At 61.2% G+C, this 15,464-nt stretch carries 17 protein-coding genes and 1 pseudogene; 9 read left to right on the top strand and 9 right to left on the bottom strand.

Going from position 1 to position 15,464, the window contains the following annotated elements:
- Window positions 1-117: 117 nt before the first annotated feature.
- On the top strand, window positions 118-1,725 hold the full coding sequence (locus tag ACZ9DP_RS23675; protein ID WP_194729839.1) for a fumarate hydratase: 1,608 nt from the start codon (window positions 118-120) through the stop codon (window positions 1,723-1,725).
- A gap of 6 nt (window positions 1,726-1,731) precedes the next feature.
- Here the strand turns inward: ACZ9DP_RS23675 and ACZ9DP_RS23670 are convergent, their stop codons facing one another.
- Window positions 1,732-1,956 carry a hypothetical protein gene (locus tag ACZ9DP_RS23670; RefSeq protein ID WP_194729840.1) on the bottom strand — a complete coding sequence of 75 codons (225 nt, stop codon included), beginning with the start codon at window positions 1,954-1,956 and terminating at the stop codon, window positions 1,732-1,734.
- 348 nt (window positions 1,957-2,304) lie between these two features.
- Between ACZ9DP_RS23670 and ACZ9DP_RS23665 the strand changes: the two genes are divergently transcribed.
- On the top strand, window positions 2,305-3,372 hold the full coding sequence (locus tag ACZ9DP_RS23665; protein WP_476203757.1) for a GGDEF domain-containing protein: 1,068 nt from the start codon (window positions 2,305-2,307) through the stop codon (window positions 3,370-3,372).
- Window positions 3,373-3,396: 24 nt separating this feature from the next.
- Here the strand turns inward: ACZ9DP_RS23665 and ACZ9DP_RS23660 are convergent.
- Window positions 3,397-4,007, bottom strand: a pseudogene (locus ACZ9DP_RS23660) (pyridoxamine 5'-phosphate oxidase family protein).
- Window positions 4,008-4,057: 50 nt separating this feature from the next.
- Window positions 4,058-5,011 carry an alpha/beta hydrolase gene (locus tag ACZ9DP_RS23655; protein ID WP_476203756.1) on the bottom strand — a complete coding sequence of 318 codons (954 nt, stop codon included), beginning with the start codon at window positions 5,009-5,011 and terminating at the stop codon, window positions 4,058-4,060.
- Between the two features lie 45 nt (window positions 5,012-5,056).
- Here ACZ9DP_RS23655 and ACZ9DP_RS23650 point away from each other — a divergent pair, with 45 nt between their 5' ends.
- A complete protein-coding gene (locus ACZ9DP_RS23650; RefSeq protein ID WP_476203755.1) occupies window positions 5,057-5,524 on the top strand; it encodes a MarR family winged helix-turn-helix transcriptional regulator in 468 nt (155 codons plus the stop codon).
- 2 nt (window positions 5,525-5,526) lie between these two features.
- Here the strand turns inward: ACZ9DP_RS23650 and ACZ9DP_RS23645 are convergent, their stop codons facing one another.
- Window positions 5,527-6,717 carry a low temperature requirement protein A gene (locus ACZ9DP_RS23645; protein WP_476203754.1) on the bottom strand — a complete coding sequence of 397 codons (1,191 nt, stop codon included), beginning with the start codon at window positions 6,715-6,717 and terminating at the stop codon, window positions 5,527-5,529.
- A gap of 27 nt (window positions 6,718-6,744) precedes the next feature.
- Window positions 6,745-7,119: a gamma-butyrobetaine hydroxylase family protein gene (locus ACZ9DP_RS23640; RefSeq protein WP_074068456.1), complete on the bottom strand. Its 375-nt coding sequence runs from the start codon at window positions 7,117-7,119 to the stop codon at window positions 6,745-6,747.
- Window positions 7,120-7,234: 115 nt separating this feature from the next.
- Here ACZ9DP_RS23640 and moaA point away from each other — a divergent pair, with 115 nt between their 5' ends.
- A complete protein-coding gene (moaA, locus tag ACZ9DP_RS23635; protein WP_476203753.1) occupies window positions 7,235-8,299 on the top strand; it encodes a GTP 3',8-cyclase MoaA in 1,065 nt (354 codons plus the stop codon).
- 19 nt (window positions 8,300-8,318) lie between these two features.
- Here moaA and ACZ9DP_RS23630 read toward each other — a convergent pair whose 3' ends face one another.
- From ACZ9DP_RS23630 to ACZ9DP_RS23620, 3 genes are all read right to left on the bottom strand, one after another.
- Window positions 8,319-8,510 carry a hypothetical protein gene (locus ACZ9DP_RS23630; RefSeq protein WP_476205467.1) on the bottom strand — a complete coding sequence of 64 codons (192 nt, stop codon included), beginning with the start codon at window positions 8,508-8,510 and terminating at the stop codon, window positions 8,319-8,321.
- Window positions 8,511-8,560: 50 nt separating this feature from the next.
- Window positions 8,561-8,767: a CsbD family protein gene (locus tag ACZ9DP_RS23625; RefSeq protein ID WP_022715159.1), complete on the bottom strand. Its 207-nt coding sequence runs from the start codon at window positions 8,765-8,767 to the stop codon at window positions 8,561-8,563.
- A gap of 80 nt (window positions 8,768-8,847) precedes the next feature.
- Complete coding sequence (locus ACZ9DP_RS23620; RefSeq protein WP_476203752.1) at window positions 8,848-9,618, bottom strand: SDR family oxidoreductase; 771 nt, start codon at window positions 9,616-9,618, stop codon at window positions 8,848-8,850.
- Between the two features lie 15 nt (window positions 9,619-9,633).
- Between ACZ9DP_RS23620 and ACZ9DP_RS23615 the strand changes: the two genes are divergently transcribed.
- Genes ACZ9DP_RS23615 through mobB form a run of 4 tightly spaced genes read left to right on the top strand, consistent with a single transcriptional unit; the run spans window position 9,634 to window position 12,143 of the window.
- Entirely contained in the window at window positions 9,634-10,029 is a 396-nt protein-coding gene (locus ACZ9DP_RS23615; RefSeq protein WP_476203751.1) for a hypothetical protein, read from the top strand.
- 49 nt (window positions 10,030-10,078) lie between these two features.
- Entirely contained in the window at window positions 10,079-10,987 is a 909-nt protein-coding gene (locus ACZ9DP_RS23610) for a DMT family transporter (RefSeq protein ID WP_194729847.1), read from the top strand.
- 8 nt (window positions 10,988-10,995) lie between these two features.
- A complete protein-coding gene (gene mobA, locus ACZ9DP_RS23605) occupies window positions 10,996-11,625 on the top strand; it encodes a molybdenum cofactor guanylyltransferase MobA (protein ID WP_239598520.1) in 630 nt (209 codons plus the stop codon).
- Window positions 11,622-12,143: a molybdopterin-guanine dinucleotide biosynthesis protein B gene (mobB, locus tag ACZ9DP_RS23600; protein ID WP_476203750.1), complete on the top strand. Its 522-nt coding sequence runs from the start codon at window positions 11,622-11,624 to the stop codon at window positions 12,141-12,143. Before mobA ends, mobB begins: the two co-directional genes overlap by 4 nt.
- Window positions 12,144-12,191: 48 nt before the next feature.
- Here mobB and ACZ9DP_RS23595 read toward each other — a convergent pair whose 3' ends face one another.
- Window positions 12,192-14,318 carry an OmpA family protein gene (locus tag ACZ9DP_RS23595; protein WP_476203748.1) on the bottom strand — a complete coding sequence of 709 codons (2,127 nt, stop codon included), beginning with the start codon at window positions 14,316-14,318 and terminating at the stop codon, window positions 12,192-12,194.
- A 325-nt stretch (window positions 14,319-14,643) separates the two neighbouring features.
- On the opposite strand from ACZ9DP_RS23595, the gene ACZ9DP_RS23590 reads away from it, so the two are divergent.
- Entirely contained in the window at window positions 14,644-15,417 is a 774-nt protein-coding gene (locus tag ACZ9DP_RS23590; RefSeq protein WP_074068473.1) for an ABC transporter substrate-binding protein, read from the top strand.
- Window positions 15,418-15,464: the final 47 nt, after the last annotated feature.

Here is a 15,464-nt window from a genome sequence, read left to right as displayed (position 1 = left end):
CGCTGTGGTCGTCATTCGATGGGGGCAACGATGCCTGCTTGACGATTGCATTTGCCGTTCGCCCGATTTAGATCGGTTCCAAACTGTGTGATGCCAATCTCAAGAAAGGTCACTTCGATGGCTGACGATCTCTTCCCGCTCGGCAAGGACACCACCCCTTACCGCAAGATCAGCAGCGACCACGTCTCTGTCGACAGCTTCAGGGGACAAGAGATCCTGACGGTAGAACCCGAGGGCATGCGGCTGCTTGCCGAAACTGCCTTTGCCGACATCAACCATCTGCTGCGGCCCGGCCACCTGAAGCAGCTTGCCGCCATCCTCGACGATCCGGAAGCAACCGAAAACGACCGTTTCGTCGCCTACGACCTTCTGAAGAACGCCAATATCGCCGCAAGCGGCATCCTCCCCATGTGCCAGGACACCGGTACTGCGATCATCATGGGCAAGAAGGGCCGCCGGGTGTGGACCGAAGGCGGCGATTACACAGCGCTCGCAGAGGGCGTGATGGACGCCTACGAGAAGAAGAACCTGCGCTATTCGCAACTCGCGCCTCTCAAGATGTTCGAGGAGAAAAACACCAAGAACAACCTGCCTGCCCAGATCGACATTTATGAGGAAGGCACGGATTCCTACGATTTCCTCTTCGTCGCCAAGGGCGGCGGTTCGGCCAACAAGACCTTCCTCTATCAGGGCACGCCGTCGCTTCTGACGCATGACCGCATGATCGACTTCCTCAAGGAAAAGATCCTGACGCTAGGGACGGCAGCCTGCCCCCCCTACCATCTGGCGATCGTCATCGGCGGCACCTCGGCCGAAATGAACCTCAAGACCGTCAAGCTCGCCTCGACACGTTACCTCGACGGCCTGCCGACGGAAGGCTCCGAGAGCGGCCACGCCTTCCGCGATGTCGAGATGGAAAGGGAAATCCACAAGCTGACGCAGCAAATGGGCGTCGGCGCCCAGTTCGGCGGCAAATATTTTTGTCACGATGTGCGCGTCATCCGCCTGCCCCGCCACGGCGCATCGCTGCCGATCGGCCTCGGCGTCTCCTGTTCCGCCGATCGTCAGGCCAAGGGCAAGATCACCCGCGAGGGCATTTTCGTTGAACAGCTGGAAACCGATCCGTCCAAATATATGCCGGAGATCGACGAGACGAAGCTGTCGGAATCGATGGTCCGCATCGACCTCAACCAGTCGATGGCAAACATCCTTGCCGAATTGACCAGGCATCCGGTCAAGACACGCCTGTCGCTGACGGGAACGATCATCGTTGCGCGCGACCTTGCCCATGCGAAAATCCGCGAACGCCTCGAAAAGGGTGAAGGCATGCCGGACTACATGAAGAACCACCCGGTTTATTATGCCGGTCCGGCAAAGACGCCAGCCGGCTACGCCTCGGGCTCCTTCGGCCCGACCACCGCCGGCCGCATGGACAGCTATGTCGACCAGTTCCAGTCTTTCGGCGGCTCGATGGTGATGCTTGCCAAGGGCAACCGTTCCCGCGCCGTGCGCGAAGCCTGCAAGGCGCATGGCGGCTTCTATCTTGGCTCGATCGGCGGTCCGGCCGCCCGCCTGGCGCAGGATTGCATCAAGAAGGTCGACGTCCTGGAATATCCGGAACTCGGCATGGAGGCCGTCTGGAGGATCGAGGTCGTGGATTTCCCGGCCTTCATCGTCATCGACGACAAAGGCAACGACTTCTTCCAGGAGCTCAATCTCGGCTGAGTGCCATCAATGAACCACGGCGGTCTTGCGCGGATCGATCTGCTGGGTGCTGGCCAGGCTATTCAAAGCCTGAAAATCGGCAGCGCCCAGCGATTCTTCCGCCCTTACGCTGGCGAGGATATCGGTGCGCAACGCGCCGTCGAAGAAGCCGCTGTCCTGCAGCAATAATGCCGAGCCGGCGACAATGGCGGCCGTAAGAATGACCGGTAACGTATGACGAGAGGTTTCCATAATCTCATGCCTTCTGCAGGACCGCTCTAGGTCCATTGAGAAGGAATGTGCGCCTCGCCCACCGTTTACAAAAGGGCACATTTTCGACACCAACTGTCAACAAATCGAAGACGCTTAAAAACAATCGTCGGAAGCCCGCATATTTTGGGGGTTTTTCGCGGCAAGAATGCGCCAAAATGTGAGGAAGACTCAGGTTCTTGCCTGATTTCCATTGCCTAGTATTTCATCGCCGGGGGGACCAGAATACTCACATCTAATCTTTAGTATATATGCCTTTAATCCTTTCCCAACGAATTTAAGCTAGTCAATAGAAGATTGCCTTCGAAATCTCATTGAGGAGTATGCCGAATGACTGCGGCTGCAGCGCCAAAGGCGCAGGTTCCCGACGTGGCAGGTCAGATCACCTATGCCATGCGCACGATGGGGGTCGCGCCAATCCCGCGCAATTACGAGCTCTTCTATGAGGCCTATATCGGCTCCAACCCCGCCTTGACGCGCGACCTTGCTGCCCTTGGCAGTCAGGCAACCCAGGTAGAACTCGACGCGCTCGGCGCACAGCACTTCACCCATTCGCCCGCCCGTGTCTTCGACGACGCCCACACGCGCATCGCCGCCGAGCTCGAAGGGCTCCTGCGCGTCCTGCGCCAGGAGCAGACCTCGCTCGAAAGCTACAACAAGCTGCTCGGCGAAACCTACAAGCGCATCAATTCCAAGAGTGCCGCCAGCGTCGAACTCATCGAAAACGCCATCACTATTCTCACCGAGGCGACCGGCGATACGATGGCGCATGGCGAAAGGACTGTCGAGAACGTCGCCCAGCGCTCGCAGGAGATGGACCGGGTCCGCAAGGAACTCGATGAATACAAGCGCATAGCCAATACCGACTCGCTGACGCGCCTTTCCAACCGCCGAGCCTTCGACGATCGCCTCGCCGCCGTCTTCGACAATCCGGCACTGAAGCCCATCACCGCGCTGGTGCTTGCCGATATCGACAATTTCAAGAAGATCAACGACACTTACGGCCATCCGGTCGGCGACAAGATCCTCGCGACCGTCGCCTCCGTCATCCGCGCCAATGTCCGCCGCGATATCTTCGTCGCCCGCACCGGTGGTGAGGAGTTCGCGCTGATCGTCGACGGCAATACGCCGGAGGAAGTGATGGGCATGGCGGAGCGCATCCGCCGCACGCTCGAGGCGACTCCCTTCAAGAATTCCCGCACTCGCGTGAACTATGGCCCCGTGACCGTCTCCATGGGTGTCTGCATGGCATCGAACGCCGATGATCCGGGCGAGCTTTACCACAAGACCGACATCGCTCTCTACGGAGCAAAGAATGCCGGGCGCAACTGCTGCATCCTCTACCAGGATGGTATGCAGAAAGACTTCAGCAAGGGCTGGCTGATCTACAAGTCGTAACAGTCACCATTCGGTGACGGCTGCCTACCACATCGTCTTTGCCGCACGGCCCGCCCACTCCCGGTCGTAGGTTTCGTGATCGAAATCTTCCGCCGCCGCCTTGAGCATCAGGCCGGGCGTCGGCAGCTTCGCCGGATCGGCAAAGTTCTCCGGGTTCCAAAGCTGCGCTCGTATAAGAGCGCGGGCGCACTGGAAATAGACCTCGTCGATGGTGATCACCACGATGGTGCGCGGATGCTTACCATCCATCTCGAAACTTTCGAGCAGCGCCTCGTCGTTCGACACCACCCCGCGGCCGTTGATGCGCATCGTCGTGTTCGAACCCGGCACCAGCAACATGAGCGCAAGGCGCGGATCGCGCACGATATTTGAAAGCGAATCAATGCGGTTGTTGCCGCGCCAGTCGGGCAGATGCACCGTCTTTTCGTCGATCACCCGCACGACACCGCCGATGTCGCCGCGCGGCGAGCAGTCGAGCCCTTCCGGCCCGACGGTCGCCAGCGCCATAAAGGGCGAAGCTTCGATCATCTGGCGGAGAGCGGCGTCAGCACCCTGGTCACCTTGGCAACGGACGCCTGCGTCAGGCCTCCCGCATAGATTTTGCCGAGTTCCTCAACCGTCCTGATGACTTTCATGATCGTCCTGCCACGTTTCAAAGACCGCCCACTAGCCGCCCGAAATGACGCTAAAATGACGCCCGTTTGCCCGGAAGCTCAAAAAGCGGAATGATCTCAGCATCTTTTTTGATGGCATCATCGGCAAGGAAACGCTGGATCTCCGCAAGCACCGGCTCGGCGCTGACGATCCGCCGGTGGCCGAAGCCGTTGGCCCAGAAGAGCCGCACGCTCCTGCCCGAGGCGGCGTAGCGCCGCGCATGATTAGCGCTGACTTCCTTGTCGTCTTCAGCGTGGATCACCAGCATCGGGCGCGCCATTGTTGCAGCAGCCTCCCCCGCATCGAAATCCTCCAGTCTCCGGCCGGTCAGCCGATGCACCTCACCCTCAAGCGCCGCCTGTGCCGCCTTTTCGAGGCCGACCATCCTGCCGAAGCCGGCAAACAGCCATTTCATCTCGCTCGGCGAGCCGATCGTGACGATCTTTCCGGCCGACAGCGCTTCGATTTCAGGTAGCAGGCCGGCGGCCGAAACCATCAGGGCCGCGCCGCCGAAGGAATGGCCGACTGTCGCGTCGAACGGCCCAAACCGCGCCTCGGCTGCGGCGATCGTCTCTACAGCAAGCCCCATATGCAGGAAGCGTCCGCCTGCGCGCCCGTGGCCCGGAAAATCGACGCCGATCACCTCCGCGCCGCTTGCGGCAAGCGCACCGATCAGATCGGTCATGTATTCCATGCTCGATCCCCAGCCGTGCGTCACAAGGTAACGCTGCCGCCTGCCGGCAGCACCGCCGTTGATCCGGTAGGCATGCGCCCGTCGCCCACCCGCAAGGCGAAACTCGATTCGCTCCGCCGATTGCAGGAAAACCCGGCCGGCCGCATGTGCCGCTCTGGCCTTGGCGCCCTTTGGTTTTGCGGACGGCGTCAGGCAGAACAGCCGGAATGCCGTCTTGCCCGCAAGAAGCGGTGAAACCGCCTGCAACAGCGAGAATCCGAGGCGGGTGACCTTCAGTGCAAAGTTTGGCATAGTGGGAATCCAATAATGTTCAACACTGAACAATAAAGTACAACGATGAACAAAAATCAATCCCTTCCTTGGGATCATCCGCGTTTTCGCAGCTGGATCGCCGTCGCCCGCGCCTGCCAGTTGATGCAGCAATCCTTGGGCCGCTCGCTGGCAGAGCTCGATATCAAGACCCCGCATCTCGATATTCTGATCAATCTTTATCGCGTCGAGGGCATCTCGCAGCAGGAGCTTGCCCGCAAGCTCCTCGTCGGCCGCTCCAATATGAGCATGCTGCTACCACAGATGGAAAAACGCCGCCTGATTAAGCGCCGCGGCGACGACAAGGACAAGCGTGTGCTGCGGCTCTACCTGACACCCGAGGGCCGCAGCGTCACCGAGCGCGCTATGGTGATCCAGACCGACCTGATCGAGCGGGTGCTGTCCCCCGAGCCGATCGAGCAGTGCATGGCCATGGCAAACTCGATGGAACGCATCATCGGCGTGCTGCAGCAGGATCTGCGCGACGAGGATTGATATCAGTGCAGCGTGCGCCCGGCCGGCCGCCCGGCAAGCGATCTGTATTCCCATGCGGCAACGACGATCAGCACCAGCGTCGCCAGAATGCCCATCACATAGACTTCGAGCACCGGTGCCAGGAACGCCAAAAGGACTAGCAGCGCAAGACCCGCGAAATGCGAAAGCGGCGCTCGCCCGCTCGTTGCGCCCTTGAACCAGAGATTGCCAACAAGGAAAAGCCCCGAGCCACCGAGGATCGCAGCCATCACGCCGACATCGCCGCTGTCGTGGGGATGCGAGAACATGAACTCGACGGCCACCGCATGCACGATGATGCCGGCGAGAATCGGAATATGTGCATAGGTGAAAGCCTGCCGCGCAAGGCGGCCCGGCGTCTCGTCATGCTCGATCCGGTGTGCGGCCCGCTGATGCCCGAACCGGAAATAGAGCCACCACATCGCGACGGTTCCAACAAAGCCCGTGACGAAAACGACGGTCGTTAGACCGGAAAACGGCAGTTCCGAAAAGGTGCGGCCGGAAACGAGGATCGCTTCGCCGAGGCAGATGATGATGAACAGCGCGCAACGCTCCGCCATATGGGCGCCCGAGACATCCCAGTCCGCCGCCGTCGACTTGCCCAGCCCCGGCACGAAGAAACCTGAGGCCGGACCCGCATAATCGATGAGGAGCGCGATAATCCATGTAATCAACCGCCCCTCATGCTCCAGAAAACCGCCGGCGATCCAGAAAACGCCGGCAACCGCAAGCCATGTGCTGATGCGGATGAAGTTCAGATAGTTCGAGCGGCCGGCATCCTTCATCGCATAGAGCGCAAAAAACGACCGTCCGACCTGCATCAGCACGTAGGCAGCGGCAAAAAGCAGTCCCTTGTCGCCGAAAGCTTCGGGAATCGAAGCCGAAAGCACCAATCCGAGCAGCATCAGAGCAACGAGCATGCCGCGCACCGGCATCTTTTCCGGATCGAGCCAGTTCGTTACCCAGGCGGTAAAGACCCAGACCCACCAGACGGCGAAGGTCATCAGCGCCGCTTCGACTGCGCCGAGCAGCGTGTAGTGGGCCGCCAGCGCGTGGGAAAGCTGTGAAATGGAAAAGACGAACACCAGGTCGAAGAAGAGTTCGAGAAAGCTGACCTTGCTGTCGGCCGGACTTCCCTTCGAACGCAGCCAGCTTTTACCTGTGGTTCCCGCCATTTTCCCCCCTTTATGGCTGTTGATCGCTCAGCGCGGCTTTTCCGCGACGTCGCGGCTCATGCCCTTCTCGCCGAGTTCCTTCTCGTATTCCGCAAAAAGCTCCTCCCCACGCTCGCCGAGCTCGCGCAGATAGACCCAGGTGAAGATGCCCGTATCGTGCATGTCGTCGAAGCCGATGCGCACGGCATAATTGCCGGTCGGCGTCATCGAGATGATTGCGACGTTGCGCTTGCCGGGAACCGTCAACTTCTGCCCCGGCCCATGGCCCTGTACTTCTGCCGAGGGCGAAAGCACGCGTAACATTTCGGCCGAAAGATCAAAGCTCTGGCCGTCGTTGAAGGTCACGGTCAGACGCTGCCGGTCCTTCGAGACACGCAGTTCAGTGGGCCAGATATCGCTCATCGCTCTCTCCAATTGTCACAGAGCAGTAGGCAATCGAGCATTTCGAGGCAAGCTCAATTTACCGTGCGTCCCCCGCCTTTCCCTTGACGGTGCAGCCACATCTGTCCACATTACCATGACGACGGAGGTATTGGTGAACAGCAACGTTGGAACGATAGCAAGCGCATCGCCTCTAGTGGCAGATGCAGCCCCGATGATCGACCCCTTTGGACGGGCGGTCACTTATCTGCGCGTCTCCGTCACCGACCGCTGCGATTTCCGCTGCACCTACTGCATGGCGGAAAACATGACATTCCTGCCGAAGAAGGACCTTCTGACGCTGGAAGAGCTGAACCGGCTCTGTTCGGCCTTCATCGCCAAGGGCGTGCGCAAGATCAGGCTGACCGGCGGCGAGCCGCTGGTGCGCAAGAACATCATGTTCCTCGTCCGCGAGCTCGGAAAGCGGATCGGCTCCGGCCTCGAGGAACTGACGCTGACGACCAACGGCTCCCAGCTTGCCCGCCATGCGGAGGAGCTCTACGACTGCGGCGTGCGCCGCATCAACGTCTCGCTTGATACGCTCGACCCCGACAAGTTCCGCAAGATCACCCGCTGGGGTGATTTCGCCAAGGTCATGGAAGGAATCGACGCGGCGCAGAACGCCGGATTGAAGATCAAGCTCAACGCAGTCGCGCTCAAGGATTTCAACCAAGCCGAGATACCGGACATGCTGCGTTTCGCCCATGGCCGCGGCATGGACCTCACCGTCATCGAAACCATGCCGATGGGCGAGATCGACGAGGACAGAACCGACCAGTATCTGCCGCTCTCCGAGCTTCGCGCCGATCTCGAACGTGAGTTCACGCTAACCGATATCGGCTACAAGACCGGCGGTCCGGCACGCTATGTCGAAGTCGCCGAAACCGCGGGCCGCCTCGGCTTTATAACGCCGATGACGCATAATTTCTGCGAAAGCTGCAACCGCGTCCGCCTCACCTGCACCGGCACGCTCTATATGTGCCTCGGCCAGAACGATGCCGCCGACCTCCGCTCTGCACTGCGCGCCACGGACGACGACGGCCTGGTCTACGCCGCGATCGACGAAGCGATCACCCGCAAGCCGAAAGGCCACGACTTCATCATCGACCGCACCCACAACCGCCCGGCGGTCTCCCGCCACATGAGTGTCACCGGCGGGTGAGCGCTTCCACTTGAGTGCCTCAAGCAGCGCCGGCGGGATCGCCGATCGGCAACAGTGCCGGATCGAGGGGCGACGGATCGTTGGGATTCTTGTCGTCCGAGGGGTCGTGAGCCGGTTTTAACGGCGGCTTTTCCTGCACGCGATCGGGCGCGTCCGGTGTCGGTGTGGGACCACGCGGCGGTTCAGTGGAATTTGGAACATCTTCCAGCATGATGTGTCTTCTTTTTTCTGGAGGAAGCCCGGCGAGAGCCGGGCTCATGCTCAATGCCAGGTCTGGCGCTCATACCAGTCGTCGACCTCGCGATGGATGCGATCCTTGGCAATGCCGTAGCGCTCCTGAAGCTTGCCTTCAAGCTGCTCGCGGCGGCCCGCAATCTGGTCGAGATCATCGTCAGTGAGCTTGCCCCACTGTTCCTTGATCTTACCCTTCATCTGCTTCCAGTTCCCTTCGACACGATTCCAATCCATCTTCCTTCTCCTCGTTACTTGGACATGAATGGAAAACGCCAACAGCCCGGATTTGTTCAAATTTTTTGAACGGGGGGACGTTATGTGCGATTGATCGAAGCGCCGCCGTCGGCGAGCATTGTCGAACCGGTGACGAAGCTCGCCATATCCGAGCCCAGGAAAAGTGCCACCTTGGCGATCTCTTCCGGCTGGGCGACCCGCCTTAGCGCGTGCAAGCCTTTGACGAAGGCGATCGTCTCCGGCGTGGCGTCCGGGAAGTTGATCGGATTTGCCTGTGTGTCGACGCCGCCCGGAAGCAGTGCGTTCACGCGCACATTCTTCGGCCCCAATTCAACCGCCAGCACCTGCACGAGCCCCATCAGCCCCGCCTTCGCCGCCGCATAAGCGCCCATGCCGGGCATGCCCACCGTATGGCCGACAAAGGTCGAGGTAAAGATGATCGATCCGCCGCCGCGCTCAGTCATCGCCGGCGCCTGATGCTTGGCGGCAAGAAATCCGCTTGTCAGGTTGAGGTCGACGGTATCGCGCCAATCGCCGAGCGAGATATCGGCAAGCGAGCCATAGGTGCCGGTGCCGCCCGCATTATTGAAGGCGATGTCGAGCCCCCCGAAACGCCTTGACGCCGTTTCCACGAGCGATCGATGCAGTTCCTCGTCGCGTATCTCGCCTGCAACGGCAACCGCCTCCCCGCCGTCTGCCTCGATCTCCTCGACGAGCATTCCCAATGCTGCCTCACGCCGTGCTGTGACGACGAGTTTCGCGCCCTCGGCGGCAAAGAGTTTGGCCGCGGCGCGGCCGATACCGGCGCTGGCGCCACTGACGATTGCGATCTTTCCATTCAGGCTGTTCATGCCGGACTCCGTTCATTGCTGAAGATCAAGTTCGGCACTCAGATCGCAAAACACTGCGGCTGCAGCCACCCGTTTCCTGCGCTGCTTGAAGAAAACAAAAAAACACGGACGGTCGAGGGCGGATTCCAATTCTGCCGGTGGCGATCTTATCAGGCGGCCCCGCCGCGTCCCCAGCCAGAGATCACCTCGCTCTCCGGCACACACGTCCGGAACTGCTCGATCATGTCCGAAAGCATGTCGAATAGAAGGACTTTCGCGACGATGGCGTGGCCACTCACTGCAACGAAAGGATTTGCCTTTGAAAACCGTGGCTTGAGCAAAGCCGCGGCCACCAAACTCGGTAGCGGCGCCGCTTATTGTGCACCGCGCAATCGATTTATTTTGGATGTGACTTTCATTCGATTCCCTTGATGCGCGATCCCCTCTAAAAGGACGGCACGAAAATCGGGAATCTCTTTTCATGCCGCGGTCTCGCAATACCCAGGGCGCAATCTTCATGAGCTTGGCCATGGCCGGCTTTTCCTCTAGCGACGCCCTCTCCAAGTCGGTCATCAGCTATATGAACGCTGGCGAAATCATTTTTATCCGTGGCATCTTCACCAGCATTCTCGTCTATCTGATCGCCCGACATCTAGGGGCGCTCCGCTCCTGGCGCATCGTGCTGAAGCCGATTATCATCCTGCGCGTCATCTGCGAAGTGCTTGCCGCGGTCTTCTACATCACGGCGCTGGGCATGATGCCGATCGCCAATGCCTCGGCCATCCTGCAATCCCTGCCGCTCGTCGTGACCTTCGGAGCAGCACTCTTTTTCCGCGAGCCAGTCGGCTGGCGGCGCTGGTCGGCAATCCTGGTGGGCCTCCTCGGCGTCATGATCATCATCCGTCCCGGTCCCGAAGGCTTCACACCCGCAGCACTCCTCTGCGTCGCCAGCGTCCTGGTGACGGCGGGGCGCGATCTTGCAACCCGCTCCATCGATCCCGAAATCCCCTCGCTAATGGTGACCGTCGTCACCGCGATGTCGGTCGCCTTCTTCGGCGCGCTCCTCATGCCGGCGCTCGGCGGCTGGCAGCCCGTCAGCCTCACTTCGCTTTCGCACCTGCTGCTCGCTTCCGTCCTGGTGCTGATCGGCTATCAATGCGTCATCCTCGCGATGCGCACCGGCGAAGTCTCCTTCGTCGCGCCCTTCCGCTATACGAGCCTGATCTTCTCCGCACTTCTCGGCGTCTTCTTCTTCGCCGAGGTGCCCGATTTCTGGACGCTGTGCGGGGCTGCGGTTGTCATCGCGTCCGGCCTTTATACTTTCTATCGCGAGGCCAAACGCCGCGTGCCGCCGATGGCGCAGGAATCCGAGCCCAGAAGCCCCGTCTGAGAACCGCCATGGCCGATTTTTCCCTGCAGAACACCAATATTCCCGGCGTCATCCTTGCCGGCGGCCGCTCGACGCGCATGGGGCAGGACAAAGCCTCCGTCATGCTCGGCGGCCGCTCACTGCTAGATCATGCCATCGCGCGGCTGGCCCCGCAGGTCTCTACAATTGCGGTGAATGCCGACAGCGAGCCGCAATGCGGCCTGCGCTTCATTCCGGATATCGTCCCCGGCAAAGCGGGACCGATGGCCGGCATCCATGCCGCAATGGCGCATGCGGCCACGCTTCCGGGCGTCAGCCATGTCGTGACCGTTTCGATCGACAGTCCCTTCTTCCCGGCAGAGCTCGTCGCAGATTTCGCCGCCGTAATCGATTCCCCGGCAAAGATCGCGATCGCGGTCTCCGAAGGCCGCCCTCATCCCGTCTTCGGCCTTTGGCCGGTTTCGCTGGGGGACGAACTCGCCGGCTGGATCGAAACGGACGAAAAGCGGCGCGTGCGCGACTTCCTGTTACGGCATAACGTGACGGAAGTTGCCTTCCCACTGCATCCGACGCGCGCCAGCCTGCTCGACCCTTTCTTCAACATCAACACGCCCGACGACTTGGTGGAAGCCGAGCGCTGGCTGCAGGTGCTGTCATGACCGGACCACGCATATTCGGAATCGCCGGCTGGAAGAATTCGGGCAAGACGGGCCTTGCCGTACGTCTCGTCGAGGAGTTCACCCGCCGCGGCTACCGCATCTCGACGATCAAGCACGCCCACCACGATTTCGATATCGACAAGGTCGGCGCCGACAGCTACCGCCACCGGCAGGCCGGCGCGCATGAGGTGACGATCGTCTCCGGCACCCGCTATGCCATCATGCATGAGTTGCGCGGCGCCCCCGAACCGGCCTTCGAGGAAATCCTCGCACGCCTCGCTCCCTGCGACCTGGTACTGATCGAAGGCTACAAGCGCGAACCGATCCCGAAGATCGAAGCCCGCCGCCTGGAAGCGGCCAGGCGCGATCTGCTGGCGCCGACCGATCCGCATATCTGCGCCATCGCCGCCGACCATCCCATCACGGACACGGATCTGCCGGTCTTCAATCTCGACGACACGACAAAGATCGCCGATTTCGTCGCCGCCAAGATCGGGCTTTCTCCGGTTTGCAAATAGAAAAAGCCGCCGCGCTAGCGACGGCATTTTCTCCTCGAGCTGATGACCTTACTGGTTCGACGCGACCGGGCGCACCAGAGCCGTGACGCGGCGAATGGTCACGCGGCGGTTTTCCTGTTCCGGACCATCCATATTGACCTTCAGATAGCGCTCGCCATAACCCTGGGTCGCAAGGTTTTCCGGCGGAATGCCATAGACGTCCGTCAGCACGTTGGCGACCGATTCGGCACGCTGGTCCGAAAGGACGAGATTGCTCTGGTCGGAGCCGACCGCATCCGTATGGCCTTCGATCAGGAAGGTCTCGCTCTGATCCTTTTGAAGCACCTCGTTCATCGCATCCGCAACCTTGCGCAGGCTCTGGGCCTGGCTCATCGGGATCTCGGCGCTACCCGTCGCGAAGGTGATCGTATCGAGGTCGATGCGACGGACTTTGTCGCGGATACGGGCCGAATACTTCACCTCGTTCAGCGAATAGACGCGCTCGACGGGTTCCACGGGCGGCTCGCTCAGGAACTCGTAGTAATCGCGATCGGGATTGCTGCTTGTGTCGATGATGTAGTCGCGCACCGGGATCCCCAGCCGCATCGGCGGCAAATCAGCGCCCGGATCCTCGAAGTAGCCGCGGTCCGGATCATCGTAGAGTTCCGGCGAATAGTAGAGAACGTATTCGCGGCCGCCGCTGTCGATGCGTGAGCGCTGGATGATATCACCATAGCGGTTGCGGATGGTCACGATGCGATAGCCTTCCGGGCGCTCGATCGTCTCGCGGTAACGGTCCCGCGAAAGCTGCTCGTAGAGCGGCCGTTCGCCGTCCCTGAGGAAGCGGCGGTCGTCATCGCTGCGCACCACGATCCGGTTGTTGTACTGTATGATGGTGCGGTTGTCGTCACCCTCGTAACGTTCGACGCGCGCACCTTCCGGGCTCATGAACTCTGGCCTGCGGTCAAGCCTGCGGCCCTCTTCGCTCGTCACCGCCTCAAACTTGACCGGAGGACGGCGTTGGCCTTCCGGCGCGAGCTGCGCATCGGCATCGGATTTCGGGGCGGCGATGACCTGCTGCTCTGCAGCGCGCAGGCGATCACGTTCACGCCGTCCGCCCCGGCCGGCAGCCCGGTCGGCATCCTTGTCGCTGTCGAGCACGGCGGCACCGTTTTCGACCGGCAGGACAACGGTCTCGTTGCTCTTGCTCGGATCCTCGGCGATCTGCTTGCGGCGATCGAGCTCTTCCGGTGTCACCTTCTCAGGAGCAGGAATTGCCTGTTCTGTCGGCTGCGCATCACCGGTCGGCTGTTCGCCAGTCGGCGCTGCGGGCTTGACGGGCACCTGCTCGCCCTGCTGTTGCAGCGGCTGTTCGCCACCTTCGGCAGGCTTCTGCGCCTCGCCCGGCTCTGCGGGAACCGGCGGCTTTTTGGGTGCCGGAGATTCGGCGGGCACAGGAGCCTTCTCGGGCGCCGGTGATTCCTGCGGAACGGCTGCCTTATCTTCGGCCGGCTGCTGCTCGGGCTGAGCTTCTTTCACTGGCTTGCGGCCGGGTTTTGCCGCGGGCTGCTGCTCACCTTCGGTTGCTTGCTGCTGCCGCTTGCGCGGACGCTGCTGCTCGGGCTGCGCCTCTTCCGTCTGCTGTTGCGGCTCGTCTGCCTGCGGCTGGGCTTCGCCCTGCTGGGGCGCTGTTTCCTGCTGTGCAGGCTGCTGCTCGCGCTGCTTGCGGCGCGGCCGCTCGCGATTCTGCGCGGGCTGCTGTTCCGGCGCAGCCTCAGGCGCTACCTGCTCCTGCTGTGGCTCGGGCGCGGCCTGTTCCGGCGCGGCTTGACGCTTCTTGCGTCGGGGCTGCTCCTCGCTTGGCTGAGCCTGCTGTGCTTCCGGGGCCTGCTCGGGTTCGGGTTCTGCCTTGCGCTGCTTGCGGCGCGGCGCTTCCTGTTCGGCCTGCGGCGCCTCCTGCTGGGGTTCTGCCTCAGGCTGCTGCTCCTCGGCAGGCCGCTTGCGTCTCTTCTTCAGAAGCTCTTCATCCGAAGGCGCAGCATCCTGCGCGACCTCGTAGCTGCCGCTGATCACCTGCGGTATGGGCCGCAGCGCACTTCCACCAGCTGCGGTCGCTGCATGGGCCGGCGACATAGCCAGCGACAGCGAAAGCAGCGGGAAAGCGGCGCTGGCAAACAATCTTGATTTCATTCCCATGGGGTTCCTCGTCTTCTTGTTGAGCCTTTTGGAACACCCGCAGGGCGTCCCGACGTTTGTGGGCGGACTCAGGATCGAAATCGTCCAAATCCGGATTTGTTCCCCCTGTTTTAGGAAGCCCGTCATTAACCCGGTATGAATGCTGCGGTTCGGTGCCGTTCATCTTTGCCACAGTTTGCGCCGCACCATTCCGCTGCGATTCCAGTTGCAATTTGCAAAAAAAAGGTTTGATTATCGCGCCAAGGCGGTGCCCCGTGCCCGCCGCATTCCGGTCGCTGGCGGATAAGAAGAAAGACGCAGCGGCCAACCAACAGAGAGGATCCTCATGCGTATCTCCACCCGCTTTCTCGCAGCCGCTTCACTCGCAGCGCTGTCGCTTTTCGCAGGTTCGGCAATGGCCGACGGCGAGAAGTACGTGATCGGCACCGACTCGACCTACCCGCCCTTCGAATTCGTTGACGCCAGCGGCGAGATCAAGGGCTTCGACATCGACATCGCCAAGGCGCTCTGCGCTGAAATGAAGGCCGAATGCACCTTCGTCAGCGCCGACTGGGACGGCATCATTCCAGCGCTGCAGGCCAAGAAGTACGATATGATCGTTTCGTCGATGTCGATCACGCCGGAGCGTCTGAAGCTCGTCGACTTCACCAACAAGTACTACAACACGCCGCCGGCCGTCGCCGTGCCGAAGGACTCGACGATCACCGACGTCGCCGGCCTGAAAGGCAAGACGATCGGCGCACAGACCTCGACGACGCACGCCAACTACGCCGAAAAGCACCTTGCCGACACGGAGCTCAAGCTCTATCCGACCGCCGACGAGTATAAGCTCGACATCTCGAGCGGCCGTATCGACGCCGCCATCGACGACGTCGTCGTTCTCTCCGAATGGGTCAAGTCGGAAGCCGGCGCCTGCTGCAAGATCCTGACGACGCTTCCCGTCGACAAGGAAATCAACGGCGAAGGCGCCGGCATCGCCGTGCGCCAGGGCGACCCGCTCAAGGACAAGCTGAACACCGCGATCGCAGCGATCCGCGCCAACGGCAAGTACAAGGAAATTCAGGACAAGTACTTCGACTTCGACGTTTACGGCGAATAGGAAAACTTGTAACTGACCGGCAAAGATGGTGGCGGAAGGCTTGCTCT

This window comes from Rhizobium sp. USDA 4016 (assembly GCF_056279705.1).
The sequence above is the reverse complement of the archived record's forward strand: the minus strand, read 5'-3'. Positions and strand labels throughout refer to the sequence as shown.

Excerpts from the sequence above, each read along its gene's own strand:
- moaA (WP_476203753.1), top strand. The coding sequence starts at position 7,235 with ATGACGACGGAGGTATTGGTGAACAGCAACGTTGGAACGATAGCAAGC.
- ACZ9DP_RS23645 (WP_476203754.1), bottom strand. The coding sequence starts at position 6,717 with ATGGCGGGAACCACAGGTAAAAGCTGGCTGCGTTCGAAGGGAAGTCCG.
- ACZ9DP_RS23675 (WP_194729839.1), top strand. The coding sequence starts at position 118 with ATGGCTGACGATCTCTTCCCGCTCGGCAAGGACACCACCCCTTACCGC.
- ACZ9DP_RS23655 (WP_476203756.1), bottom strand. The coding sequence starts at position 5,011 with ATGCCAAACTTTGCACTGAAGGTCACCCGCCTCGGATTCTCGCTGTTG.
- ACZ9DP_RS23665 (WP_476203757.1), top strand. The coding sequence starts at position 2,305 with ATGACTGCGGCTGCAGCGCCAAAGGCGCAGGTTCCCGACGTGGCAGGT.
- mobA (WP_239598520.1), top strand. The coding sequence starts at position 10,996 with ATGGCCGATTTTTCCCTGCAGAACACCAATATTCCCGGCGTCATCCTT.
- ACZ9DP_RS23640 (WP_074068456.1), bottom strand. The coding sequence starts at position 7,119 with ATGAGCGATATCTGGCCCACTGAACTGCGTGTCTCGAAGGACCGGCAG.
- ACZ9DP_RS23625 (WP_022715159.1), bottom strand. The coding sequence starts at position 8,767 with ATGGATTGGAATCGTGTCGAAGGGAACTGGAAGCAGATGAAGGGTAAG.
- ACZ9DP_RS23650 (WP_476203755.1), top strand. The coding sequence starts at position 5,057 with ATGAACAAAAATCAATCCCTTCCTTGGGATCATCCGCGTTTTCGCAGC.
- ACZ9DP_RS23670 (WP_194729840.1), bottom strand. The coding sequence starts at position 1,956 with ATGGAAACCTCTCGTCATACGTTACCGGTCATTCTTACGGCCGCCATT.
- ACZ9DP_RS23595 (WP_476203748.1), bottom strand. The coding sequence starts at position 14,318 with ATGGGAATGAAATCAAGATTGTTTGCCAGCGCCGCTTTCCCGCTGCTT.
- ACZ9DP_RS23610 (WP_194729847.1), top strand. The coding sequence starts at position 10,079 with ATGCCGCGGTCTCGCAATACCCAGGGCGCAATCTTCATGAGCTTGGCC.
- mobB (WP_476203750.1), top strand. The coding sequence starts at position 11,622 with ATGACCGGACCACGCATATTCGGAATCGCCGGCTGGAAGAATTCGGGC.
- ACZ9DP_RS23620 (WP_476203752.1), bottom strand. The coding sequence starts at position 9,618 with ATGAACAGCCTGAATGGAAAGATCGCAATCGTCAGTGGCGCCAGCGCC.
- ACZ9DP_RS23590 (WP_074068473.1), top strand. The coding sequence starts at position 14,644 with ATGCGTATCTCCACCCGCTTTCTCGCAGCCGCTTCACTCGCAGCGCTG.
- ACZ9DP_RS23630 (WP_476205467.1), bottom strand. The coding sequence starts at position 8,510 with ATGCTGGAAGATGTTCCAAATTCCACTGAACCGCCGCGTGGTCCCACA.